The 25,852-nt window shown below is 70.0% G+C and carries 14 protein-coding genes; 11 read left to right on the top strand and 3 right to left on the bottom strand.

Annotation, left to right across the window (positions count from 1 at the left end; genetic code table 11):
• The first annotated feature begins 8 nt into the window (after positions 1-8).
• Genes HDA45_RS20750 through HDA45_RS20780 form a run of 7 tightly spaced genes read left to right on the top strand, consistent with a single transcriptional unit; the run spans position 9 to position 16,563 of the window.
• Positions 9-7,262: a WXG100-like domain-containing protein gene (locus HDA45_RS20750; protein ID WP_184897804.1), complete on the top strand. Its 7,254-nt coding sequence runs from the start codon at positions 9-11 to the stop codon at positions 7,260-7,262.
• Positions 7,259-7,714 carry a hypothetical protein gene (locus HDA45_RS20755; RefSeq protein ID WP_184897806.1) on the top strand — a complete coding sequence of 152 codons (456 nt, stop codon included), beginning with the start codon at positions 7,259-7,261 and terminating at the stop codon, positions 7,712-7,714. The genes HDA45_RS20750 and HDA45_RS20755 overlap by 4 nt, the downstream gene beginning before the upstream one ends.
• Positions 7,715-7,719: 5 nt before the next feature.
• The gene (locus HDA45_RS20760; protein WP_184897808.1) at positions 7,720-9,189 is read left to right on the top strand and encodes a glycohydrolase toxin TNT-related protein; all 1,470 of its coding nucleotides are present in this window, start codon (positions 7,720-7,722) and stop codon (positions 9,187-9,189) included.
• The gene (locus tag HDA45_RS43060) at positions 9,190-11,436 is read left to right on the top strand and encodes an ADP-ribosylglycohydrolase family protein (RefSeq protein WP_184897810.1); all 2,247 of its coding nucleotides are present in this window, start codon (positions 9,190-9,192) and stop codon (positions 11,434-11,436) included.
• 16 nt (positions 11,437-11,452) lie between these two features.
• Positions 11,453-13,471: a YrhB domain-containing protein gene (locus HDA45_RS20770; protein ID WP_184897812.1), complete on the top strand. Its 2,019-nt coding sequence runs from the start codon at positions 11,453-11,455 to the stop codon at positions 13,469-13,471.
• A 4-nt stretch (positions 13,472-13,475) separates the two neighbouring features.
• On the top strand, positions 13,476-14,594 hold the full coding sequence (locus tag HDA45_RS20775; RefSeq protein ID WP_184897814.1) for an ADP-ribosylglycohydrolase family protein: 1,119 nt from the start codon (positions 13,476-13,478) through the stop codon (positions 14,592-14,594).
• A 40-nt stretch (positions 14,595-14,634) separates the two neighbouring features.
• Positions 14,635-16,563, top strand: coding sequence for a glycohydrolase toxin TNT-related protein (locus HDA45_RS20780; RefSeq protein ID WP_184897816.1), 1,929 nt, complete (start codon positions 14,635-14,637; stop codon positions 16,561-16,563).
• A gap of 240 nt (positions 16,564-16,803) precedes the next feature.
• On the opposite strand, the gene HDA45_RS20785 is transcribed toward HDA45_RS20780, so the two are convergent.
• From HDA45_RS20785 to HDA45_RS20795, 3 genes are all read right to left on the bottom strand, one after another.
• Complete coding sequence (locus tag HDA45_RS20785) at positions 16,804-17,655, bottom strand: class I SAM-dependent methyltransferase (protein ID WP_184897818.1); 852 nt, start codon at positions 17,653-17,655, stop codon at positions 16,804-16,806.
• Between the two features lie 16 nt (positions 17,656-17,671).
• Complete coding sequence (locus tag HDA45_RS20790) at positions 17,672-18,979, bottom strand: sensor histidine kinase (RefSeq protein ID WP_184897821.1); 1,308 nt, start codon at positions 18,977-18,979, stop codon at positions 17,672-17,674.
• A gap of 111 nt (positions 18,980-19,090) precedes the next feature.
• Entirely contained in the window at positions 19,091-20,512 is a 1,422-nt protein-coding gene (locus HDA45_RS20795) for a CCA tRNA nucleotidyltransferase (protein WP_184897823.1), read from the bottom strand.
• A 160-nt stretch (positions 20,513-20,672) separates the two neighbouring features.
• On the opposite strand from HDA45_RS20795, the gene HDA45_RS20800 reads away from it, so the two are divergent.
• The 4 genes from HDA45_RS20800 to murJ all read left to right on the top strand — a co-directional run bounded on the left by HDA45_RS20800 (position 20,673) and on the right by murJ (position 25,737).
• Positions 20,673-21,197 (top strand): NUDIX hydrolase, encoded by a 525-nt coding sequence (locus HDA45_RS20800; protein WP_184897825.1) that lies wholly within the window; start codon positions 20,673-20,675, stop codon positions 21,195-21,197.
• Complete coding sequence (locus tag HDA45_RS20805; RefSeq protein WP_184897827.1) at positions 21,194-23,344, top strand: DUF6049 family protein; 2,151 nt, start codon at positions 21,194-21,196, stop codon at positions 23,342-23,344. Before HDA45_RS20800 ends, HDA45_RS20805 begins: the two co-directional genes overlap by 4 nt.
• Positions 23,345-23,443: 99 nt before the next feature.
• Positions 23,444-23,710, top strand: a complete 267-nt coding sequence (locus HDA45_RS20810) for a hypothetical protein (RefSeq protein WP_184897829.1) — start codon at positions 23,444-23,446, stop codon at positions 23,708-23,710.
• Positions 23,653-25,737: a murein biosynthesis integral membrane protein MurJ gene (gene murJ, locus HDA45_RS20815; protein ID WP_184897831.1), complete on the top strand. Its 2,085-nt coding sequence runs from the start codon at positions 23,653-23,655 to the stop codon at positions 25,735-25,737. Before HDA45_RS20810 ends, murJ begins: the two co-directional genes overlap by 58 nt.
• Positions 25,738-25,852 lie beyond the last annotated feature (115 nt).

Here is a 25,852-nt window from a genome sequence, read left to right on the forward strand (position 1 = left end):
CCGTGGGTATGGAGATGCCCGACGCGGTCAAATGGCTCTTGCCGATCGTCGTCGGGGAAAGCTGGCCCGAAGGCGACGAGGACAAGCTCCGCGAACTGCGCGACGCCTGGCACAACGCCTCGAAGGCCGTCCAGCCGATCGCCGACACCGCGACCAAGGGCGCCACCGAGGTCCTCGGCGGCTGGACCGGTGAGGGCGCGGAGAAGTTCGCCGAAGCCTGGAAGAAGTTCGTCGAAGGCGACGACGCGTACTTCAAGTCGCTCGCCGATTCTTCGAAGGCCCTCGGCGACTCGTGCAACGCGACCGCGCTGGACGTCGAGTACACGAAGTACATGATCATCATCTCGCTGGTGATCCTCGCCGCGCAGATCGTCGCGATGATCGCGGCCGCCGCGGTGACGTTCGGTGGTTCGACGGCCGGGATCGCGCCGGCGCAGATCGCCACCCGCATGACCGTCCAGATGATCTTCCGCCAGCTGATGCAGAAGCTCGCGCAGGAAGGCTTCAAGAAGGTCGCGAAGGAACTCCTCGAGAAGCTTCTCAAAGAGGGCCTGAAGAAGATCGGCAAAGAGGTCCTGCAGAACACGGCGATGAACCTCGCCATGGACGCGGGCATCCAGGGCCTGCAGATGGCCAAGGGCGACCGCGACAGCTGGGACTTCAGCAAGACCAAGGATTCCGCGATCAGCGGCGCCGTCGACGGTGTCGTCGGCGCGGGCAGCAGCAGTATCGGCAAGGGCGCCACCAAGGGACTTTCCGACAGCGTGGGCGGCCAGATCGTCGACAGTGCGGCGCGGGGTGCCGTACGCGGCGCGGCCGAAGGGGTCGCCAGCACGGTCGGACAGGCCGCCGTCACCGGTGACCTGGACAAACTTTCGGCCAAGGACCTGCTGATGGGCGCCTCCGGCGGGGCCGTCGGCGGCGGTGTCGACGGGGCGAAGAGCCAGATCGGCGACATCCGCACCGCGAACACGCCCAGTGCCACGCCGGACGTCGACGGCCCGACGCCGGACGGGGATTCCGGTGACTCCGGGGATTCCGGGACGCCTTCGCGTACTCCGGACAGCTCGTCGAGCCGCGATTCGTCCTCTGATGGCGATTCCTCGTCGCGATCCACTTCGGACGGTGACTCGCCTTCGAACCGCAGTTCGTCCTCTGATGGCGATTCTTCGTCCGGGGCGTCCGATTCGCGGGCTCCTCAGCAGGCTTCGCAACAGCAGCACACGCCGAGTTCCGAGAACGGCCCGCAGCGGACGGCGGACAGCGACCGGGTCAGCCAGTCTTCGACGCAGGCTCCGGAACGTCCGGCGGACGCGCCGTCGAACACCGGTGACGGTCAGCGTGCGGCGCAGACCCACCAGAACGCCCCGGCGGCGGCCGCGGACAACGGCGCCGGTTCCGGTCAGCAGCAGCAGGCCGCGGCGGCGAATCAGCAGCAGGCACCCGCGGCGGCGGCACAAGCACCCGCCCAGACCCCGGCACAGACACCCGCGGCTGCCGCTCAAGCACCGGCCCAGACCCCGGGACAGACACCGGCCCAGACACCCGCGGCCGCGGCACAAGCACCCGCCCAGACATCGGCGCCCAGTCCGTCACAGGGACCGGGCCCCTCGCAGTCCAGCGGCATGCCACCGGCCGCCGCCTCGGGCGGTACCCCCGCTTCGACAGGTGGTGCTCCCGCCTCGACGGGTTCGGGTGCGCCTTCGTCCTCCGGCGGCTACGGCATGGCGCCCGGTGGCAACCCACCCGGCAACGGCCCCACGCCCGGCGGCTTTCCCCCGGCCGGACACGATCCGTCCCGGCCCGTCCGGCCGAACGACGGCGTCCAGGCCGCCGGTCTGTCCGGAAACGGCGGACCACAGCAGCCGCGCTTCGACCAGCCGCCCGCGCAGGCGCCCTTCCAGGGCCAGCCGATGCAGCAGGGTGGGTTCACGCCTCCTCCTCCGCCACCGCCTCCCGGTGGCGGCGGCCCCATGCCGCCTCGTGGACAGCAGGGTCCGATGGGCCCGCGTCCCACCGGACCGCAGCCGCCCCCGCCCCAGCACCCGGGCCAGGGCGGATATCCGCAGGACCGCGGGCCGCGGCAACGTCCCCAGCAACCGCCGCCTCCGCAAGGTCCGCCGCGTCCGCAGCAGCAGCCGCCCCAGGGTTACCAGGGGCGGCCGGGGCAAGGTCCCGGCCCGAACGGCGGGGTCCCGCCGCGTCCGCAGACGCCTCCGCCAGGGCACCACCCCGGCCAGCAGCGCGGCCCTCAGGGCTACCCACCGCCTCCGCCGCGGCCCCAGCATCCGGGCAACGGCCCGTTCCCCGGCAACCGCGGTCCCATGCCGCCGCCTCCGCCGGGGCATCACCCCGGGCAACAGCCCGGCCAGCAGCCCCGGCATCCCGGCCAGCAGCCCGGCCGTCCGCTGCCGCCCGGCGCCGAGCCGCCGCGGTTCGGTGGCCAGCAGCCGCCGCGTCCGCCGCAGGTCCCCGCGCCGCGCCCCGGTCAGGACGGGAACGCGAGCCCGCAGCAACAGCAGCGTCCGCCGCAGCAGGCCGAGCCCGTGCGTCCGGCCGAGCAGGCACCCGTGCCGCCGAAGGAACCCGAGACCCAGCCGTACCAAGGGAAACTCGACGACACCGACCTGCCCAAGGACACCGAGGCGCCCCAGGACGTCACGCCCGACGACAAGAGTTCGACGGTCGACGAGCCGTACCTGACGGATCCGGACTTCCACACCGACGACCCCGCGGCCTACCGAGCGCTCGCCGAAACGCAGATCGACAAGCGCGGTTTCGACCAAAGCACCGGGGAAGCCAGGCACGAACAGGTCCGTCGCGAAGGCCTCGCCAAACGCGACGCGCATCCGGATCAGCGCGTCAAGGACATGTCGGATCAGGGCGCGTACGCGGTGCACAGCTACACGCGGACCGACATGGCCGAGCGGATCACGCACGCCCAGCGTCACGGTGGCCCGGAGCTGGACGCACTCCGGCCGCATATCGACGCGATCACCTCCGGTCTCAACGAGATGCCCACTTACGAGGGTGTCGTGTCGCGACGGGTGAACTTCAACGGCAACGAAAGCGCGATCCACGGCTTCCTCGAGGCGCACGGCAAGGGTCAGGTCATCGTCGACCCGCAGATGCTGAGCACGTCGCGGGTCGACGCCGAACATCCGCACAGCACCTTCCCCGGCGAAGTCGAGATGCGCATCCAGTCGAAGACCGGACGCCACATCGAAGACCTCGCCTCCAAGCCGGAAGAGCGCGAAGTGCTGATGAAGTCGGCGACGCAGCTGCGTGTCACCGACGTCAAGATCGGTCCGGGGCATCCCGAGCACCCCGACTACCAGGCGCGGGTCAAGGACGGCACGGCGAACGGCCTGCCGAAGTGGATCGTCGAATGCGAAGAGGTCGTCGCCGGCGAAGACGGCCACCTGAGCCCGGACGAGGTCAACCAGAAGGTCGCCGAGCGGCGCGAATACAACAACGCCGAGCAGGACAGGCTGGCGCAGGAGGCGGCCGACCAGGAAGCCCAGCTGCGCCGCGACCACCCGGAGCTGTTCCAGAACAAGGGCTTCGCCAGCCTCGACACCAAGATCTCCGACGGCAAGGGCGGCTGGGTCGACGCCGCCGACGTTCCGGTCCGCGACATCCCCAAACCGAGGGAACACGTTCCCGACGGCGGCTGGTCCGAGCTGGCGAAGCCGCTCGACGAGGGCGGGACGCCGGTCATCCACGCCGGTTCGACCGAGACGCCGCACCAGCAGGTCCGGCTGGTCATGGACGAACTCCCGGCGATCGGCGAGGCCAACACGCGCAACTACTACGCGCCCGAGTCGTGGAAGGACGGCTACCAGACCAACTCGGCCGAGGCGCTGGTCGCGTTCGAGAACCGGATGGACGGTCGCGACGCCGTCGCCGGGCCGTCGACCGATGGTTCGCCGCTGCAGCACGTCAGCGACCGGCTGGGCGGGCAGTGGTCGGAGCGGAACGGGTTCGGCGACGTCGCGCGTGAGCTGGGTGAACGTCCGGTCGGCGCGCGGACCGCGGTGGCGTTCGAGCACCACGCGGCCGGCGATCCGAACGCGCCGGCGGGCTCGCCGCGGTCCATGGACCGGATCGAGACCCGGATCGTCGCCGCCGTGAACACGCCGCACGGCGTGGTCTTCGCCGACCCGATGACCGGGCGGCTCGCGACGCTGCCCGACAATCCGACGTCGATCAAGGCGATGCCGATGGGCGGCGGCGACGCTCCCCACGCCCACACCGAAACCCACACCGAGTCGCAGCCGGAGACACGCACGGAGGCACCGCCTCAGTCGACGGCCGATCGGCTGCGCGGCGACGACGAACCACCGCCGGTGGACCGGCCCGACGAGCCGCAGGCGCCCAAGACCGAACTCGACATCAGCGAGCGGCTCAAGGGCACCGAAGAGGCACCCGCGCGGCACGACGAGAGCTACGTCAACGACGAGAACTTCCGTGGCACGCCTGAGGATCACAAGAGCCTCCGTGACCGCTACGACAGCGCCGACCTCGCCGAGCAGGCCCGCGAGAAGGCGCTCAAGCGGCTCGAAGCCAGCCCGCTGAAAGACCGCGTGTCGCCCGAAGCGGCGGAAGCGATCTACTCGTACTCGCGTGAACACGCCTTTGCCATCAACGAGGCGAACCGGCTGGGCGAGTCACACCCCGGCTTCGCGAACGCCCAGAGCAGCACCCGGGCGATCGTCGGCGCGCTGAACGAACTGCCGGACTTCCACGGCGAGTCCATCCGCGGCATCGACACCAAGGGCGACCAGCGCGCCGCCGCGATCATGGCCGCGCACTACGAACCCGGTCAGACCGTCCCCGAGCCGACGATGACCAGCGCCACCATCAAGACGTCGCCGGACACGAAGTCGAAATTCGGCGAAGACGTCGAGATCCACATCGTCTCGAAGACGGGCAAGGACGTCTCGTCGCTCGCCGAGAACCCGGGCGAGAACGAGTCCATCAACAAGCCGGCCACCCAGCTTTACGTGCACAGCAAGGAGTTCAAGACTCCGCCGCTGGTCGACAGGCCGAAGTGGGTCATCCACGCCGAAGAGGTCACTCCCGGCGACCCGCGCTACCTCGACCCCGACACCGCCAAGCAGAAGATGGACGAGCGGCGGGCACGGCACGCCGCGGAGGCTCCCGAACTCGCACGCCTCGCCCAGGAACGGTCGATGGCGCGCCTCGGCGGCTTCGACGAGCCGCAGACCCCGCCCATCACCGCGGAGAACCCGGCGCAGCACGGGGTCGCGGACGCGGACAAGGGACCCGAGTACGGCGAACAGCCCGCTCAGGACCATTCCGCCACCGAAGACACGGCCGAGTTGCCGCTCCCCGAGCGGGACTACTCGTCGATGGCGGTCGCGACGAACCCGCCGAGCGAACCGGCGATCCACGCCGGTTCGGCGAGCCCTGAGCAGCAGGCCGCCTACATCGCGGACCGGCACCCGAGGCTCGGCGAGGTCAACCCGCACTTCAACGACCCCGACGCGCTGGCCAACGGCTACCGGTCCAACTGCACCCGGACCCCTGGCGCGTACATGGACCGGTTGAACGGCATCGACTCGACGGCCGATCCGCTGCTCCTGCACGAGATGGACAGCCGCGGCACGCTCGAGCACGTCGAGGAGCGCTTCGGCGGCCAGTTCTCGGAACGTGCCGACTACGACACGGTCATCCGCGAGATGCGGGACATGCCGACCGATCACCACGCGGTCGTGGCGGTGAAGTACCTCGACGAGAACGGTGTCGAGCGCGGCCACGTCGCCATGGTGGCGAACACCCGTGACGGGGTCGCCTTCATCGATCCGCAGTCCGGCGCGCTGATGAACCTGCCGCATCCGCCGCTGGGTGTGCGGCTGATGCACGTCGGTGTCCCGGAAACCCCGGCCGCGCACCACACCGACGGCCACACCACGCAGACCGACACCGCTTCGGCGCGGCCCGTCGACCCGCGGATCGCGTTCGCGCGACCGGATCAGCCGGTGGACCCGCGGATCGCGTTCGCCAGGGAAGACGCGCCCGAAGTGCAGCCGTCGCGGATCGGCCCGGACGGCCGTCCGATCGTCACGCCGCCGCGCGACGGGGGCTACGGCATGGCTTCCCAGGGGCTGCCGGAACCTCCCTCGCACGTCGACCCGCAGGTGCGTGCCGACACCGACCGGCTGCTCGCCACCCCGGAGTTCGAGGCGGCGCTCGCCGGACTCGACGACACCCGGGACCGGGTCAGGATCACGACCGACGACGGTGTCCAGCACGACCTCGGGCCGCTGAGCGACTTCATCCGCGACCACCTGCCGGGACAGCCGCGGCTCGTGGAGCTGATGCTGAATCCGGACAACCGGTACCTCACCGACTCCCTGCTGCACAATCCGAAGACCATCGGCAGCCTGCTCCAGCATCCGGACGCGATCCCGATGCTCGCGGACGCCCTCGACGAAGCGGCGGGGAACGACAACCAGCTGATCGACCGCGTCGAGCAGGCGGGGCCGGGCGAGACACCGCTGACTCCGGAACAGCGGCAGATCGCCGACGCGGCGGCCGAGATGGCCGCCACCTCGAAGGTCGAACACCGGGTCCACGCCGGGTTCCCGCCCGAGCACCGCGGGGACATCACCAAGATCAAGGAATTCCTCGCGCGGGAAGAAGCCGCCTGGGCCGACAACCAAGGGCATCTCAACCGGATCGTCGCCGAGCTCGCCGGAGAGAACGACACACCCGGCGCCCGCACCGAACCCAAGACGGAAGCCCGGGCGCTGGCGAAGATCGCCAAATACGACGGCGACGCGGCACGGCTGGTCGACCTCGTGGGAGCGAAGATCCAGTTCAACACGGTCGCGGACGCCTACAACGCGCTGAACAAGATCATGGCGCGTGACGACCTCAAGATCGTCAAATTCGAAGACCGGTTCGCGAATCCGCAGGCGAGTGGTTACCGCGACCTGCAGATGAACGTCCGGCTGCCGAACGGGCACGTCGCCGAACTGCGGCTGCACTTGAAGACCATCGACGAGGTCGCCGTCTTCGAGCACGCCTTGTACGAGGTCCGCCGGGACTTCCCGACGTACAACCGGGCGATGGACGAGAACATCCCCGACTCGGCGGGCGAGGACGCGAAGAGCAAGGGCAGGCTGACCCTGCAGCAGGCGCAGCTGGAAGCCGCCCTGATCAATCAGGTCCGGGAGAAGTTCATGGACGGCCTGAAGCTGGGGCTGCCGAAGCCTCGCGAGGAGAACGCATGATCGAGACTCCGGCCTACTTCACCTACTACGCGGGCACCTACCGGGTCGACGCGACACCGGACGGTGGTCTCACCGGGTATCTCCTCAACTCGCGCACCGGCGAGTTCGACGAGAAGCCGGAACACGTGCGCGAGGTCCTCCGCGCGATGGCGTCTTCGGACATCAGCAAGGTGTCCGAAGAGAAGTTCGTCCAGGAGACGGAACTCGCCCGTGCGTACTCGCTCAAGGGCGAGGGGGCGGTCTTCGCCCTCTACGAGACCATCGACGGCCTTTACGATCAGGCCGACCGCGAAGACCGCCGTCTCGAACCGCAGGAACTGGCGTTGATCCAGTCGCTGCGCAAGCGCACCTTCAAGCTGTGGGAGGACGAGCTGGCCCGCCGCGCCGCCGGTGAGCCGCCGTCGTTCCGGGCGGAGCCGCGCTTCCCGAAGTACGAACCTCCGGCGGAATGATTCACGTGGAACAGTTGACTTCCGAGCAGCAGCGCGGGCTGCTGATCCGGATCGGCAGGCTCATCCTGGCGGGGATCACCGACCCCGCTCACGCCGCGGTCGCCGATTTCCGGCAGACCGGGGACCACACCGAACTCGAGGGCCACAACGTCGTCCCCCCGCCCGAGCTGAAGGAACTCTTCGGCGAGCTGCGCACCGGGATGTACGACACCGGCCGCGGCACCTGGCTGCAGGCGCGGTTCACGCTCAAACCCGACGGCACCTTCGACTTCGACTTCACCCTCGACGACGAACCGGCGTGGACCAAAGCACCGGCGACTTCGGCGTACCCGGACGAGCTGGCCGCCTTCCCGCGCGAGGACGAGCACATCCCGGACTGGTGGCGGCTGCGCGCGCAGCTGCCGTTGCGCGTCGAGTTCCGGCACGCCCGGATCGTCGACGCCTACACCGAGGGCGAGCCACCGGTGGTGGACAGACCGGAGCTGGACGAGTCCGAAGCGCCGCTGATCGCGCAGTATCTCGAGCGCGAACCGGCGATCCTCTCGGGCAGCGGCCTCGGGAAGGACATCTTCGAGCCGGACGCCGACGGCGACGTCCCGGAGAGCTACCACACCGACGGCACCTGGATCTGGCATGCGTCCGTACCGCACTACCTGCGGAAACACGGGATCCCGCCGGAACCGGAGCTGGTCGCGCACATCCGGGGCCAGCGGTTCCAGCCGCCGTACGTCGAACATCTCGTGCGCCGGACCGCGGAGGCGGACCTGCTCGGCAAGCCGAGGCCGAAACCGGGCCGCTCCGACGTCAAGAAGACACAGGGCGACATCGCCTCGGAGCTGGAAACGTCGCCGAATCCGGCACTGGCCGACGAAGAACTCCTGGTCGTGCTGGTCAGCAGGCTCGGCGAGCACGCCGTCTGGCCGGAGGCGTATCGCATCGGGGACCGCGCGGATGGCGCCTGGTGCCTGAATTTCACCGAGAAGGGCTGGGAGGTCGCCGCCTACCAGGGCGGCGCTCCGGTGTCGCCGAAGTACTTCGACGCACTCGAGGACGCGGCGCATCAGCTCGTCGGCGCCGTCCTGCTGCATCCGGCGAGGATGACCGCCGGACACGAAACGCCGCTGGAGACCGCGAAGGAACTCGCCGACTGGCCGGTGCAGGCCGCACCGGGTGAGCCTCCCCTCACCTTGCTCCGCAACAAGCGCGTCAGCCGGATGGTCGCCGGTACGGTCGTACTGCGGTTCGGCGAGGAAACCGGCAATCTGGTCCATCACGGAGGGGTACGGTTCGCCACGACGTCCCTGCCGCTGGAACGGGAGCGTGTCGGTGGGACCTACCGGCTGCGCCGCCCGCTCCACGTGATCACCGGTGTCACCGTCCCCTGGGCGAACATGCCTGGTGGGGCGGTGGCCTACGTGCTCCCGAGGACCATCGCCGAGCACGTGTCCGACGGCAGCCTGGAGAGGATCGAGTAGGTGGAATCGGCGGAAGCGGTAGCCAAGGTCGAAGAGTGGCTGCGCGCGGTCCACGGTCCGGACGTGTCCGCACCGGGCGGCGCCGGCCTGCGTGTGCACCACGAGAAGGTCCTGCGCGTCCCCGAGGGCTGGTCTGTCCCCTACAACACGATCGCGTTCCTCGACGAGGGTCATGCCGAGAAGGAGATCTTCCCGCCGCCGTCGGTGATCGTCCGCGAACCGGACGGCGAACTGCGCCAGGCGCATCCGCAGCCGGGCGGGCTCAGCGTCCCGGTCGCCTTCCCCGGCCAGGAGGCGTGGCGCGAGGTCGTCGACCCCGAGTACGCGAAAGCCGGACTCGGTGACCTCGGGGTTCCGCCGGCGGTCGTCGCGGGCTGGGTCCAGGTCAACGCGGAAGGCGTGCAGACCGGGCAGGAACGGGAGAACCCCGAGTACAAGGCCGGTCCGGTCCGCCGCGGTTACCCGAAGCCGGAGAACAGGCTCGAAACGCTGCTGTCGTTCGCCAGTGTCGGCTGGCTGACCAGGGAACAGCTGCTCATCGGGCTGCTGCGCTGCGAGGTCTACGTCCCGCTGGACCTGGCCTCGGGCAAGACGGAGCGCTTCTACTTCAACGAGGAACGCGCCGAGCTCAGGGTGTTCAGTTCGACCAGGAACCTCCCGTCCCGCGAACACGGGTACTGGAGGGTCGACATCGCCACGCTGGCCGGTTACGAGAGCCCGCCGAACCTCGTGATCAACGGCGGGCCCGCGACGTTCGAGGACGTCAGCGGCGCCGAACTCGCCGAGACGGCCCATCGGTTCCCCCGCCGGGACACCTCGGTCGACGTCAACGAACGCTGCCCCGAAGCGGATCCGGAACTGGAGACCTTCGCCGCCGAAACCGCCGCGAAGATGGGCCTGCCCGAACCGGTGAAACCGCCGCTGGCCGCCGCCGAACGGGCGCGCCGCCGCGGCTTCGAACTGACCCCCGAGGAATGCCAGAAGACCGTCCTCGGCCAGTCCTGGCTGGCGGCGCTCAAGCGGCCGGAGCCGCCGCGCGGCCGTCCGAACGACCTGCGGGCGAACGGGCTGGCGCCGGGTTACGACAACGAGGGGCAGATCCAGCCGCGCCTGGACACCTTCGGCAAGTACTTCGACCGAGATCGCTCCAGCTCGCGCTACGGCTGGCAGCGCGTCACGGGCGCCTTCGTGGGCTTCGCGCTCGGCGAGGCGCTCGGGGCGGCCGTCGACCGGATGCGGCTCGACGAGATCCACGGCACCTACGGCCCGGACGGGGTCACCGACCTGCCGGTCGCGTTCGACCTGCCCGGCCGGATCGGGCCGCTCACCCAGCGGCTGCTGTTCTACACCGAGGCCGTGATCCGCAGCCCGCATCGCGAACAGCCGGAGAACCGCGACGCCGAACGGGCGCTCGGGACGGTCGCCCGCAACTCGCTGATGCGCTGGCTGCACACCCAGGGCGCGCCGCTGGACAACGCCGACGGCTGGCTGGTGAAGGTGCCGGAACTCCGTGTCCGCCGCACCCCCGACGACGCCGAACTGAACGCGTACCACGCGCTGGCGACCGTTTCGCCGACGGCGATGCCGCTGAGCGGGCCGGACGCGCTGGTCGCGGCGCTGCCGTCGGCGATGACCGCGGCGGGGCCGGGAAGCGCGATGAGCGGCGGCGTCCGCCAGGCGGTGCGGGACCTCGTCTCGGTCACCCATCCCGGGGAGATCGACGTCGAGGCGGCGACCTACCTGACCTGGCTGTTCGAACCCGCGCTGACCTCGGAGGCGTTCAGCTACCCGATCTGGAACACCTCCCGCGAGATCTTCGACGAGCACAACCCGCACCAGCGGGGCCCGGTCTGGACCGATCTCAAGGCGATGGTCGCGGAATCGGTGCCGTTCTTCGGCAAACACGGCCTGCCGGATCTGCGCGTCCCGGAGCTGATCGGCGACGGCAAGGGCACGCTTTCGGTTTTGGGCCGCGCGTTCGCGGCGCTGTCCGGCTTCGAGAACTACCCGGAGCAGGCACTGCTTCGGGCGGTCAACCATTCGGGCCGCAGCGCCATCACCGGTGCGATCGCCGGTGCGCTGCTCGGCGCCCGCACCGGCATTCCCGGTCTGCCGCAGAAGTGGGTCGAGCAGCTGGAACTCCGCTATCTGGTGGAGAACATCGCCACGGACGCGTTCTGGCACTTCGACCGCCATTCGGCGCTGCACGAGGTCGACGGCTGGGCCCAGCGGTATCCGCGCTGGTGAATCTGAAATGGGGACGATGAACGAAGAGGAAGCCGTCAGCCGCGTCGAAGAGTGGCTGACGGGCCGAGGCGGGGAGGGGACCGGCGCGCTGCGGGTCCGGCGCGAGTACGTCGTGCGCGCGACCGACGGCTGGAACGTCACCTACAACACCGTCGGCTGGCTCGACGGGACCGACCCCGGCGCCGGCCTGTTCCCCAGCCCGGTCGCCTTCGTCCCGGACGACGGCGGCGAGATCCGGCTCGACCTGGAACTGATGGCGGTTTCGGCGGCGGGCGGGGAGGACGCCGACGCGTTCACCCGGTGGGCTGAAGTCGTCGATCCCGAGTTCGACCCGGCAGCGGTCCCCGGCCTGCCCGTCCCGAAGGCCGCGATCCTGCGCTGGGTCCAGCACACGCTGTACGGCGAGCCGACAGGCGCGGTCCGCGCGAATCCGGAGCACCGGCCCGGACCGCGGTTCTCCGGCCGCCCGGCGCCGGAAAGCGAGGTCGAGACTCTCCTCGGCTACCTTCGCGTCGAGTGGATCACGCCGGAAGAGTTCGTCCACTGGATGCTGGACCTCGACGTGCTGGCCCCGGCGAAGGACGGCCACCTGCAGGTCCGCGACTTCGGCGACGCGGGCTTGAGGTTCGTCGTGTACACCTCCGAGGCGCAGGTCCCGTCCGAGTACACGATGTGGCAGCGGATCCAGCCCCGGGTGCTCCTGCGGCGGGCCAAGGACACCCCGGGCGTCGGCCTGCTGGTCAACCCGGGCAGGCCGGAGACCTTCAACGTCTATCCGGAGACGTTGAAGCAGGTCGCCGACCTCGAACTCCCGAAGGGCACCGAACGCACGGAGTCCGTCGGGCGTCCCGCTTACTTCAGCGGGGAGTACGACGGCCCGGCCACCGCGAACCTGCGCAGCCTCGTCGACCAGGCCAGGGACAACGGCTACCCCCTGAGCGCCGACGAGCTCGCCCGCTATGTCCGCGGCGCGACGCTGGCGTTCGAGCGCTCCCGGGCGAAGTACGACGGCCGCCCGCTGCCGGAACTGCCCGAAGACCTGTTCGCCAACGGTCTGGTGACACACTTCTACGACGACGGCGAGCCTCGTCCCGCCGCCTGGACGGCCGGGAAGTTCTACAACCCGACGATCCCCGTCGGAAGCTTCGCGTACCCGCGGCTTGTCGGCGCGTACGTCGGCTTCGCACTCGGAGACGCGCTCGGCTCGGGCGCGGATCCGGCCGGCGGACTGCCGCTCGGCGGGCTGACCCGGCAGCTGCTGTTCCACACCGAATCCGTGATCCGCGGCCTGGACGCGACCCCGGACAAACCCGAGATCCCCGCGTCGCTGCCCGCGGGCGGACGGCCGGACGGCTGGATCGCGAAGGCCACCTCGGCGGCCGGACCGCCTCCCGCGGAGTTCTCGGCCATGCTGGCGACGGCGCTCGCCGCGACGGTGACCGGCGGGACGCAGGGGCCCGCCGACAGCGCCTTCTACGCGATGAAGGTGGTCCGCGAACTGGTCGGTTCCGCGGCGGGCCACGAGGTCGTCCACGGCGCCGAACTGCTGGTGAACCTGTTCCGCGCGCAGCTCGCGGCGCGGAACGGCCAGCCGGCCGTCGCGAACTTCCTCGAAGGCTTCGACGAGTACGGCGGCGAGGTCGGCGACCTGGTCAAGACCGTGCTCGACCTCAGGAACGACATCGACGGCGATGACGTCGAACAGTTCGACGGCATCGGGGACGGCCGGACGCCGCTTTCGGTACTCGGCCGGGCGTTGTTCGCCGCCGCCAAGCGGGGGTACGACGCCGAGGCGGCGCTGACCTTGGCCGCTCGCGGCGGCTCGGTGACAGCGGCGCTGACCGGCGCGATGGTCGGCGCGAGGCTGACCGTGCCGGGTCTGCCCCAGGCGTGGCTCGCGGCTTTCGGCGACCTCGGTGTCGTCGACGACCTGGCGGGCGACGCCTATTACTACTTCAACCGGTTCGGCCTGACCCGCGAGCCCGAAGAGCGACGCCGTTGGGACGCGAACCGGTATCCACGAGGAGATCAGTAGAGCAATGCGCGAGTGGCTTCGAAATCCGGCGACCAGGTCGCGGCTGCGCGGCAGCCTGTACGCGGGGGCGCTCGGCGACGCGCTCGGCGCGAAGACCGAGTTCGACTCGATCGACCGCATCCGGGAGATCGCCGGACCCGCCGGGATCACCGGCCTCATCCCCGCGTACGGCGGGATCGGCCGGATCACCGACGACACCCAGATGACGCTGTTCACCCTGGAAGGCCTGATCAGGGCCCATGCCACCGCCGGCCGGGAGCAAGGGAGATTTGCTACCGCCGTGCCCGTCGAGCAGTCGCTCCAGCTGGCCTACCAGCGCTGGCTGCACACCCAGGGCGTCTCGTGGGAGCGAGCACGCGGCCCGGAGAACACGAGCGTCGAACCGGACGGCTGGCTGATCACCAACCGCGAGCTGTTCAGCCGTCGCGCGCCCGGCCTCACCTGCTTCAGCGAGCTGGAGGCGTACGGCAAGACGGGTGTACGCGCCGGCATGGACAAGCCGGTGAACAACTCGAAGGGCTGCGGCGGGGTCATGCGCGTGGCACCGATCGCGCTGTGGTCGGACGACCTCGCCGAGGTGTTCCGGCTCGGCGCCGAATGCGCGGCGCTGACCCACGGTCACCCGAGCGGGTATCTCTCGTCGGGTGCCTTCGCGGTGATCGTGCACGAACTGCTGACCGGGAAACCGCTGCTCGACGCCGTCGCGATCGCCCGCGCCGAACTGGAGAAGTACCCGGGGCACGAGGAGCAGAGCGTCGCGCTGGACCAGGCACTCGCGCTGTGCGAGCACGGGGCCCCGACGCCGGAGAAGCTCGAGACCCTCGGACAGGGGAACATCGGCGAAACCGCGCTCTCCATGTCGGTCTACGTCGCGCTGGCCACCACGGACCCGAACACCGCGCTGCTCGCGTCGGTGAACCACAGCGGCGACAGCGACTCGACCGGATCGATCTGCGGCAACCTCGTCGGCGCGATGTACGGAGAGGAAGAGCTCGAGACGGACTGGCTCGTGAAGCTGGAACTGAGCGAGGTGATCGGACAGCTGGCGGACGACGCGCTCGCGGAGTTCGGCGGAAACGCCCCGGGTGACGACCGGTGGTACGCCCGCTACCCGGCCCACTAGATTTACCTCCGGTTTGGGGAACTTGGGGAGGGGACACATAGTGCGTTACCGGGTTCAAGCGGCGGAGCGGCCGGATGGCCTGTACGCCGTATGGGGGGACACCGTCTTCGCGGCCCAGCGGTCGACCGAAGACGGCACACTGCTGCTCATCGCGCCGCCGGGGGAAGCGGCGCCCGAGGGCTTCGATCGCGAGTGGGACGGCCGCGCCGCCCGCGTGGTGCTGAACGGCGAGGTCGGCGCGACCTTCAGCCTGCAGACCCACGGCCGGTTCGACGACGAGCACTTCCAGATCGCGCCGCACACCGGCGGCGGTGAGCTGACCTTGCGCTGGGCGGGCGAAGACGCGGCCCGCGCGGCGGAACTGGGGCTCACGGATTTCTCGACCACGGCCTCGCCGTCACGGCTGACGGCGTTGTGGCAGACCAGGCACGACTTCGTCGAGACGCCGGGAGCCCGACCGGAGATCGGCACGGGTGACCAGCCCCCGCTGCTGCGCGCCATCGGCCGCACGCTGCTGCGGGTGCTGCCGCCGGGCTGGCAGCGGGTCGGCGCCCAGTTCCGGCAGGTCGGCGACTACGCCGAACTCGAAGTCCGCTCGGTCGGCGACGAGGGCAACGGCCCGGTGTCGGTGTCGATCGCGGCCCCGCCGGAACTCGGTTCGCTGTTCGCGCGGTTGCGCGCGGCGATGCACACCGCGGAGACCGGCACCTGGTTCCAGGGCACCTTCACGCTGGACTCGGAATCGCATTTCGACTTCGACTTCGACGCCGAGCAGGAACCGACCTGGCGGCTCGCGCCGAACGAGGGCGGGAAGCCGTCGCCGCGCGCGTACGCGACCGAGCTCGCGATCTTCCCGCGCGACAAGAAGCACGTCCCCGCCTGGCTTTCGGCGAAGGCCGGGCTGCCGCTGGACGTGGTGTTCCGGCACGCGAAGATCGCCGACGCGCACAACGAGGGCGAACGCCCGGTCGTCAACCGGCCGCCGGTGCCGCCGGACCAGGTCCGCGGCCTGCTGGACTACCTCTTCCGCGCACCGCTGGTGCTGTCCCGGCCGGGTCCGCAGCCCGACATCTTCACCCCGAACGGCCCGCCGGACGTCCCGAACGCCTTCCACACCGACGGGGTCTGGATCTGGCCCGCCGCCGTCCCGCACTACCTGCGGAAGTACGGGGTGCCGCCGGAGCCGGAACTGGTCGAGCACATCCGGGCCGCCGGATTCCGGCCGCCGCTGGTCGGCGAGCTGGTGCGGGCGACCGCCGAGGCGGAGATCGTCGGCAAGCCGCGGCCGCCGCAGACCGACGCGGATCTGCCGGACGAGAGCATCCGCACCCGCGTCGAACGCGACGGCGAACCGGGCCGCGACATCCGGGCCGTCGAGGTGCTGGACGTCCTGTACCAGCGGCTGGCCGAGCACGGGGTCGCGCCGACGTCGTACCGGATCGGCGCGAACGCCGTACCCGAGCCGGGTCTCTGGACCTTGCGCCGCGCCGAGAACGGCTGGGAGGTCTCGCGGCCGCCGACGGACGAGCCGGTGGCTTTCGCCAGGCTCGAAGAGGCGGCGCGGTTCTTCCTCGGCACCCTGCTGCTGTATCCGGCACGGGCGACGGTGGGCGCGAGCGAGGAGGCCGACAACCCGGCCGACTGGCCGATCCTGCCGCTGCGGGGCGAACCGCCGCTGAACTTCTTCCGCCGCAAGCGGATGATCGTGCTGCCGGCGGGCACCACCGTGCAGCGATTCGGCAACGAGACCGGCAACCTCGTGCACGCCGAACCCGCGAGGTTCGTCGAGACGTCGCTGGCCGCGGACCGCGAGCGGGAACACCGCCTGTACCGCGTCCTGAGGCCGCTGCGCGTGGTCACCGGGATCACCGCGCCGTGGAACGGGACGCCGGGCGGAGCCGTGGCCTACGTGCTGCCCCGGCCGATCGCCCAGCATCTCGAAGCAGGCGCGCTCTCACGGGTCCAGTGACAGCTGATCGTCAGGGGTACCGGACGCGTCAGGACTCGGCCGTGGCCGAGTGTCGTCCGTCTGATCACACGTGTCGTCCACCCAGTCACGCGAAAGTACCGGCTCGATCGTCGGCCGGAGATCGTGACCGACATGGTCGAAGACTGGAGTCTCCTCGCGACGATGAAGGAATCGGGACGTTGAGCGTCCCCGCGCTGGCTCTCGTCGGCCGGTCCGGATCCGCTACGCCCACCGGCGCGGTCAGGAAGCGGTGATGAGCACCGCGGGAGACCACCAGTAGTCGACCAAGGGCTCGATCCGGATGCCGGTGAAGCCCGCTTCCTTCAGCTGCGAAGCCCAGTCGGTGGCGGGCTGCTCCCAGTTCGTCCGGTCGGCGCCCGGTTTGACCAGGCCCAGCAGGATCGGCAGCAGGAAACCCTGCGCCACCAGCGACGCGTCCTTGCCGTACTCCGAGATCCCGCGTTCGTAGCGCGTGACCAGCGAGAGCAGGTACTCGTCCGAGTCTTCGTCGTACTCGGGCACGTCGAATTCGGCGAGCACCAGGCACGAGGTGCGGGGCCGGAGCGCGCGCAGGACCTCGGTGCGCTCACCGGTCGGGATCGACTGGAGCGCGAAGGTCGACTGCGTCAGCTGCCACTGCCTGTCGTCGTCGCGGGCGAGGAACTCCTGCGCGGTGACGTCCCACGTGTGCAGGCCGTGGGTGCCGTCGAGGTGCTTGCGCGTTTCGGCGAGCAGCGCGCTCGACGGCTCGACGAGGTCGATCCGGCCCGGCTGCCGGTCGGCCTGTTCGAGGGCGGGGACGACGGCGAGCCCGTCGCCGCAGCCGAGGTCGAGCAACGAGCCGACGCTTCCGTAGCGCTTGGCGAGCATCTCGCTGAGCCGGCGATAGAGCTTCACGTTCCCGCCGCCGCGGATGAACGCCGTGAACGCGGCGGGCTGGTCGTAGACACCTCCTCCGCCGCCTTCGGTCAGGTACCGGTGCAGTTGGCCGCCGAGCGCGGATCCGGCGCGCTCGGCGAGGTCCGCTGCCTTGGCCAGGTCACCGGCGCGGTACGCGGTGAGCGCTTCGGCCAGGACGTCCGTTTTCTTCATGTTCTCCTGTTTACCGTCAGAAAGGCACCCAGAGGGTGACTCTGGTGCCATTGCCCGGAGCGGACTCCACCCTGGCGGTCCCGCCGACCTCGTTCAGCCGGGCGGTGATCGACTCGCTGATCCCGAAACCGGCGGGCCGGGAGTCGAGGCTGAACCCGGCGCCGTGATCGCGGGTGATCACCGCGACGCCGCCTTCCTGCTCCTCGACGCGCACGACGACCTTGTCCGTCCCGGCATGTTTGAGGGTGTTGCGCAGGGACTCGCGGACGGCGTCGCGGATGGCGATCTGCCGGACCTCCGAGAGGGTGTCGTCGTCGAGTTCGGCGATCACGAGCTGGGCGCGCAGACCGTCCCGCGCCATCTCCGCCGCCAGCGACGCGAGCTTCTCGCCCAGCGGACGGGATCCGGCCTCGGACCGGTCCGAAGCCTCGTTTTCGATCGTCTGCCGCAGCTCCATCGACTGCGCCCGCGCCAGCCGCTGCACCTCCGCGAGCCGCGCGACCGGATCGCCCTTGTTCGCCAGCGCGATCGCTTCGAGCGTCTGCAGCACGGAGTCGTGCAGCACCCGGTGCTGGCGGGCGCGTTCGGCGATCCGGCCGTTGCGGATGCCGTACGCGAGCGCGAGCCGGGTGCCGAGCCCGATCAGGACGAGCGCGCCCGTCGCGGTGAAGAGCACGCCGAGGATCGACGGGAAGGTGGCGAGCGCGTCGCCGGGCGCGCCGTGGCCGGTGGCGAACAGGGACGCGAGCATCCGGATCGGGAAGCTGACGACGGCCAGCGCCGCCGCGGCGGGCATGCCGAGCGCGAGCGCCAGCAGCGCGACCTCGCCGAGCAGATGTTTGCCGGGCACGGTCATCGCGTCGCTGTACACCGAACCCGGCACGAGCGCGCCGACGGCCAGCGGCGCGAGCAGCGTGAACGCGAGGTCGACCGCCAGCAGCCGGGCCGCGTACTGCGGCTGGAACGGCGCCGAGCGCAGCATCCACCGGATGCCGTACAGACTCAGCCCGACCGATCCGAGCGTCACCAGCCCGACCGGGCCGATCCCGGTCATGCCGTGCGCGGCGACGTAGACACCGAAGGCGCCGGGCACCGCGAAGAGCCGATAGACCAGTGGCACGAGCGCGACGTAGCGGGCGGCTCTGAGCAGGAGGTTGTCGCGATAGGTCGCGTCGACGGGACCGGACATCTGCTGGATCCGCCGCAACGCGCGGATCGGCGTCGGGTCACCGACCTCGTCGGACAGCTCGCTCGTCGCCGTGGCCAGCGCGGGCGCGCCACGGCGCAGCAACATCACCAGAAAACTGGGCGGTCGCTTCGCCATGGATTTTCCCCCTACCAGGAGCACCGGCAGGAGTATCTCCGTTTACTCCATGTGGATCCAGAGACCAACGGGGTTTATCTCAGCTGATGACGAAGAAAACCGCGCGCGTCGCTAGCCGCCGACACCGTTTTCGGAGGCCCACTTCTTCAATTCGGCCACGGCGTCGTCGTGCGCCAGCGGACCGCGGTCGAGCCGCAGTTCCTTCAGATGCTTCCACGCCTTGCCGACGTCCGGCCCCGGCGCGAGGCCGAGGATCCGCATGATCTCTTCGCCGTTGAGGTCCGGCCGGACCCTGTCGAGGTCCTCCTGAGCCTGGATCGTTTCGATCCGCCGCTCGAGGTCGTCGTAGGTCGCCTGCAGCGCGGCCGCCTTCTTGCGGTTGCGCGTGGTGCAGTCGGCGCGCACCAGCTTGTGCAGCCGGGGCAGCAGGTCGCCGGCGTCGGTGACGTAGCGCCGCACCGCCGAATCCGTCCACTCGCCCTTGCCGTACCCGTGGAACCGCAGGTGCAGGAACACGAGCTGGCTGACGTCCTGGACGATCTCCTTCGAGAACTTCAGGGCACGCAAACGCTTGCGGGCCATCTTCGCGCCCACGACCTCGTGATGGTGGAAGCTCACCCCGCCACCGGCCTGGAACTCGCGTGTCGCGGGCTTGCCGACGTCGTGCAGGAGCGCCGCGAGCCGCAGGATCAGATCCGGCTCGGACGTCGGCTCGTGCGATTTCTCCAGATCGATCGCCTGCGCGAGCACGGTGAGCGAATGCTGGTAGACGTCCTTGTGCTGGTGGTGCTCGTCGATCGCCAGCCGCATACCGGGCACCTCGGGCACCACGCGATCGGCGAGACGGGTGTCCACCAGCAGCTCGATACCGGGCCGGGGATCGTCCGCCAGCAGCAGTTTCGACAGCTCGGCCTGGACGCGTTCGGCGGTGATCCTGTCGATCTCCTCGGCCATCGACGTCATCGCGTCGATCACCCGCGGCGCCGCGGTGAACCCGAGCTGCGCGGAGAACCGCGCGGCCCGCAGCATGCGCAGCGGGTCGTCGGCGAAGGACTCCTGCGGGGTCGCGGGCGTGTCGAGCACCCGGTCCCGCAGCGCCTGGAGCCCGTCGTACGGGTCGACGAAGGTCTGGCTCGCCAGATCGATCGCCATCGCGTTGACCGTGAAGTCGCGGCGGAGCAGATCTCCCTCGATGCTGTCGCCGAAGGTGACCTCGGGGTTGCGGCCGACGCGGTCGTAGTTGTCCGCGCGGAACGTGGTGATCTCCAGGGTCATGCCCTGTTTGGTCACACCGACCGTGCCGAAGGCGATGCCGACGTCCCACACCGCGTCTCCCCAGACGCTGACGATCTTGAGCACCTGGTCCGGCCGCGCGTCGGTGGTGAAGTCGAGGTCGCTCGACAGCCTGCCGAGCATCATGTCGCGGACGCTCCCGCCGACGAGGTACAGCTTGTAGCCCGCCTTGGCGAAGAGCTTCGCGAGCTCGTCCGCCAGCGGGGAGATGCGCATCAGCTCCGTCACAGCGTTCTGCATCGCAGTGCTCTTCCCCGCAATCGCCTGCCCGGCGACCACCTTGTTCACGACAATCCCACCACGATTTGGATGTACTTACCGAGACACTTACTACGACCCGGCCCAACACGGGCACGGAGAGCCAGCGTACCCGTACCGCCGTTTGCTCTAGCATCGCAGCATGTCTGGATCAGCCGGCCGCTCCGGCGCTTCGAAGCCGGGCCGCCGGCGGAGGCGCAGGCGGGGAAGGCGGCTGACCACGGTCGACGAAACGTCGGCCGGCGGCCTGGTCGTCGACACCGAACGCGCGCACGCCGCGCTGATCGGGCGGCTCGACAGGCACGGCAGACTGCTGTGGTCGCTGCCGAAGGGCCACATCGAGGACGGTGAAACGGTGGAGCAGACCGCGGTGCGCGAAGTGAAGGAAGAGACCGGCATCTCCTCGCGGGTCCTCGAGCCCCTCGGCACCATCGACTACTGGTTCGTGGCCGAGCGACGACGAGTGCACAAGACGGTGCACCATTTCATCCTGGAATCCACCGGCGGCGAACTTTCGGACGAGGATGTCGAGGTGACCGAAGTCGCCTGGGTGCCGCTCGCCGACCTGGAAACCACCCTCGCCTACTCCGACGAGCGCAAGCTGGTCCGGAAGGCCAAAGAACTCTTCGCGCAGCAACAGCACACCGCCGAGGGAGCACCTGAGTGAAGCGGCTTGCCGCCACTGTCCTGTCGATCCTGTTCCTGGCCCTCCCCGCGTTGTTCGGCGCGGTCGCGCAGGCGCAGGAGCAGCCCCGGCTGCGCGTGGACCTCGACCAGCTGAACCCCCGCGTGATCAGCACGACCTCGACGTCGCTCACCGTCACCGGCCGCGTCACCAACATCGGCGACCGGCCGATCAGCAAGCTGAGCGTCCGGCTCCAGCAGGGCACCCGCCTGCAGAGCGAGCAGCAGATCGGCGACGTCCTCGCCGGAGGCAAGTTCAAGGACCAGTCGGCGACCGAGTTCGTCGACCTCGAACCGGGCGCCCTGGAAGCGGGGCAGAGCGCGACGCTGAACCTGATCGTCCCGCTCGGCCAGCCCTCGAAGCTGCAGTTCTCGAAGCCCGGCGTGTACCCGCTGCTGGTCAACGTCAACGGCACCCCGGAGTTCGGCGGCCCGGAAAGGCTCGCGGCGGTCAGCCTGCTGATGCCGGTGCTCGGCCTCCCCGGCAAGGCACCCGCGGCGCGCCCGCCGTCACCCCCGTCGACGAGCCTGCTGTGGCCGATCGCGAACAGCACCGTGCACGTCGTCTCGTCCCCGCTCGGCGGCCCGCTGACGCTGGCGGACGAGCGGCTGGCGGGTGAGCTGAGCTCCGGCGGGCGGCTGGACTCGCTGGTCACGGCCGCGCGGGTGGCGGAAGCCGACACGAAGGTCTCGTCGTCGTTGTGCCTGGCCATCGACCCCGATCTGGTCGCGACCGTCGACGGGATGACCCGCGGCTACCAGGTCGCCACCGGCGGCGGCTCCGTCCCCGGCAGGGGCGTCGATGCCGCGAAGAACTGGCTCGGCCAGCTGAAAGCCCTGGTCGCGGGCCGGTGCGTGGTCACGCTCCCGTTCGCCGACGCCGACCTCACCGCGCTGACGAAGGTCCGCGCCGGTGACGCCACCGACACCGCGCTCCTGGCGGGCGCGCTCGGCGGCGCGGTGACGATCAAGAACCTGCTCGGTATCCAGCCGCAGGACGGCGTGCTGTGGCCCGGCGGCGTCCTCGACTCGCAGACCGTCGAAGCGATCGGCAAGGCGGGCGTCAAGACCGTGCTGACCGACTCCGGCAAGCTCCAGTCCGATTCCCCCCTTTCGGGTGGGGTTTCGATCGAAGGCACGGACCTCCGCGCGCAGCCGATCGACGCGCTGATCGCGTCCGCGCTGAACGGCACCGGGTCCACCCAGAACGGACTCGGCGCGATCGCCTTCCGGGCCGGGCTCGGCGGGCAGGCCCCGGGGCAGGAGCGCTCACGCCTGCTGATCGCTCCGCCACGGCATTGGAACGCCTCCGGCCCCGAGCTCACGACGTTCCTGCAGCGGATGGGCGACTTCTACACGGCGGGTCTCGCCAAATCGACGCCGCTGTCCGACCTGCTCGGCGAAAGCCCCTCCGGGACGGCGTCGGTCAACTACGACCCGCGGGATCTGACGGCCGCGACCAGCGGCGACGTCACCGCGAAGATGTCCCAGATCGACAACGAGACGCTGGGCCTGTCGTCGGCGATGACGATGGATGCGACCAAACGAGTGAATCCGGCCGACGTGATCGCCCCCGTCCGGCTCGCCCTCATCCGGGCCGCTTCCACCTCGTGGCTCGGCGCGGACGCCACGACCGTCACCGGCAACGCCCGCGGTGACCTCGAGGCGATCCGCAGCCAGGTGACCGTGGAGCGGCCGAAGCAGACGATCGCGCTCGCTTCCGGCGCGTCACCGCTGCCCGCGTACATCACCAACGGCCTGCCGGTCGGCATCAACGTCCGCACCGTGCTGAAGAACAACGTGGGCCTGCGCCCCACCGAAGCCGTCCCGGAGCGCACCGTCCCGGCCAACGGCGCCGTCAACCAGCTGCTCCCGGTCGAGGCGCTGCGCGCGGGCCGGTTCAGCGTCGACGTGTCCCTGACGACGCCCGACGGGACCAAACTCGGCACCGACGCGCGGTTCGAGCTGACCTCGACGGAGTACGGCGCGATCACCATCATCATCACGGTCACCGCGGCCGGCGCGTTGCTGCTGCTCTCGTCCCGCCGGATCTACCGGAGGATCAAGGACTCGCGGGCCGATCGGGCGAACGAAACGGCCCCACGTGTGACCGAGGACGCACAGGTTTAAGTGTTTCCGGCCGTCGCCGATTACCCTGGGTCGAACGATGCCGCCGGGCATCACGTAGTCGAGCACCGAGGATTGGGCGCACGTTGGAAAGAGAGCCGGGTGTACCGCCCGAGCGTGCAGGCCGTCCCCGGCGCGAAGGTACTCCGCCGCCGCCCCGTCGCACCGACGGCCCGGCACGCCGTCCTGAGCGTTCAGGGCGTCCTGAACGGCCTGAACGCGCGGAGCGCCGTCAGCCGCCCCCGCAGCAGCCCCCGCCCGAACGCGGCGAGCGCCCGCGGCGGGCGGCACCGCCGCCTCCTCCGCAGCCGGTGGACGGCCGCCGCCAGCGGACCGCGGGCCGCCCCGACGACGAGACGAGGCGGCTGAGGCCGCCGCAGAATCCGCCGCCCAACCAGGCGCCGCCACGGCAGGGTCCGTCGCCGACGCCGCCTCCGCCGACCCGTCGGCAGCAGGTCCCGCCCCCGCCGGGCCAGCAGCTGCCGCAGCCGTCCCAGAATCCGCCGCCGCGCCGTCCGCCTGCACCGCAGGCGCTCAACCAGACGCCACCCCCGCCGCATCGCGGGCGCCGTCAGCCGCCACCGGTCCGCCCGTGGCAGGTCGACCGGCGCGACGAACCCGACGCGACGCGGTTCATCCCGCGCACCCCCGGCGTCCCGATGGGATCGCGCTGGCCGGTCGCCGACCCCGACGTCCTCCGCCCGTACGACCAGCTCGCCACGCAGGTCATGCCCGCGATCAAGGACGCGCCGCTGGTCAAACCGCGGCCGGGGGAGACAGGCGAACAAGACGTCGCCGCCCCGGCGAAGGCGCCATCGATCGCGAAGTCCAGCGGCCGGATGGCGATCGCCTCGCTGATCAGCCGGATCACCGGCTTCGCGTGGAAGCTGCTGCTGGTCGCGGCCATCGGCGCCAAGGTGGAGAACGACTCGTTCAACGTCGCCAACACGATGCCGAACATCATCTTCGAACTGCTGATGGGCGGCGTGCTGTCCAGTCTCGTGGTCCCGCTGCTCGTGCGGTCTCAGGACGACAAGGACGGCGGTGAGGCCTACACCCAGCGGCTGGTCACGGTGGCGGGCACGCTGCTCGTCATCGGGACGGCGATCGCGGTCTTCGCCGCGCCGCTGATCACCAAGCTCTACGTCGACGACAAAGGGCAGGCGAACCCCGACCTGGTCACCGCCTTCGCGTACCTGCTGCTGCCGCAGATCTTCTTCTACGGCGTGTTCGCCCTGCTCTCGGCGATCCTGAACGCGAAGCACATCTTCGGCCCGACGGCCTGGGCGCCGGTGATCAACAACCTGGTCGTCATCTTCACGATCCTCGTGGTGTGGATCATGCCGGGCGACATCTCGACCAATCCGGTGTCGATCACCGACCCGAAGGTGCTGACGCTGGGCCTCGGCGTGACCGCGGGCATCGTGGCGCAGTCGATCCTGCTGATCCCGCCGCTGCTGCGGTCGGGGTTCAAGTTCAAGTGGCGCTGGGGCATCGACAAGCGCATGAAGGAGTTCGGCGGGCTCGCGCTGTGGACCGTCGGCTACGTCGCCGTCAGCCAGGTCGGCTACACGATCACGACCCGAGTGCTGACCAGCGGTTCGCAAGGCGGTGTGACCGCGTACAGCAACGCGTGGCTGCTGTTCCAGCTGCCGTACGGCGTCATCGGCGTTTCGCTGCTGACCGCGATCATGCCGAGGATGAGCCGCGCGGCCGCGGACGGCGATCACAAGAAGCTGATCGGCGACCTCTCGTACGCCTCCCGGATTTCGACGGTGACGCTCCTGCCGATTTCCGCGGTGATGACCGTTGTGGGCGGTTCGGTCGGTATCGCCCTGTTCACCTTGGGCAAGGGCAAGATCGAGGACGCGACGCGACTGGGCGAGGCGCTGGCGATCAGCGCCTTCGCGCTGCTGCCGTACGCGCTGGTCATGCTCCAGATGCGGGTGTTCTACGCGATGAAGGACGCGCGGACGCCGGTGCTGATCATGATCGTGATGACCGTGGTCAAGGTGCCGCTGCTGTACCTGTGCCCCGCGCTGCTCTCGCCGGACAACATCGTGCTCGGCGTGATGATGGTCAACGGCCTCACGTTCGTCGTCGGCGCGATCCTCGGCCAGGTTTGGCTGTGGGTGACACTCGGAAATCTCCGGAGCAAGCGGATTCTCGGGGTGATCCTCTTCACGGTCGTCGCGAGTGTGCTCGGGGTCGGCGCGGCCTGGCTCGCCGGGCAGATCGTCCCTGACTCGTTCGGGCCTACTTTCCATGCCTGGGTGAAACTTCTCCTGCAGACGATGGTCGGCATCGTGGTGTCGTTCGGCGTGCTCATGGCCTTGAAGGTGGAGGAATTGAAGCCCGCCACGGCGAGGATCACCCGGTTGATCAAGCGCGGATAACGATTCACGCACGGATGGCCCGCGTTCACGCGTCGTATTCTGGGTACCCTCGGGGCGGGAGCTACGCGGGAGAGTGCGGTGGATACGAGACGGAGCGAACAGGCAGGGGAGGCGA

Origin of the sequence: Amycolatopsis umgeniensis, from assembly GCF_014205155.1 — a bacterium.
In the GTDB taxonomy this organism is placed as follows: Bacteria; Actinomycetota; Actinomycetes; order Mycobacteriales; family Pseudonocardiaceae; genus Amycolatopsis; species Amycolatopsis umgeniensis.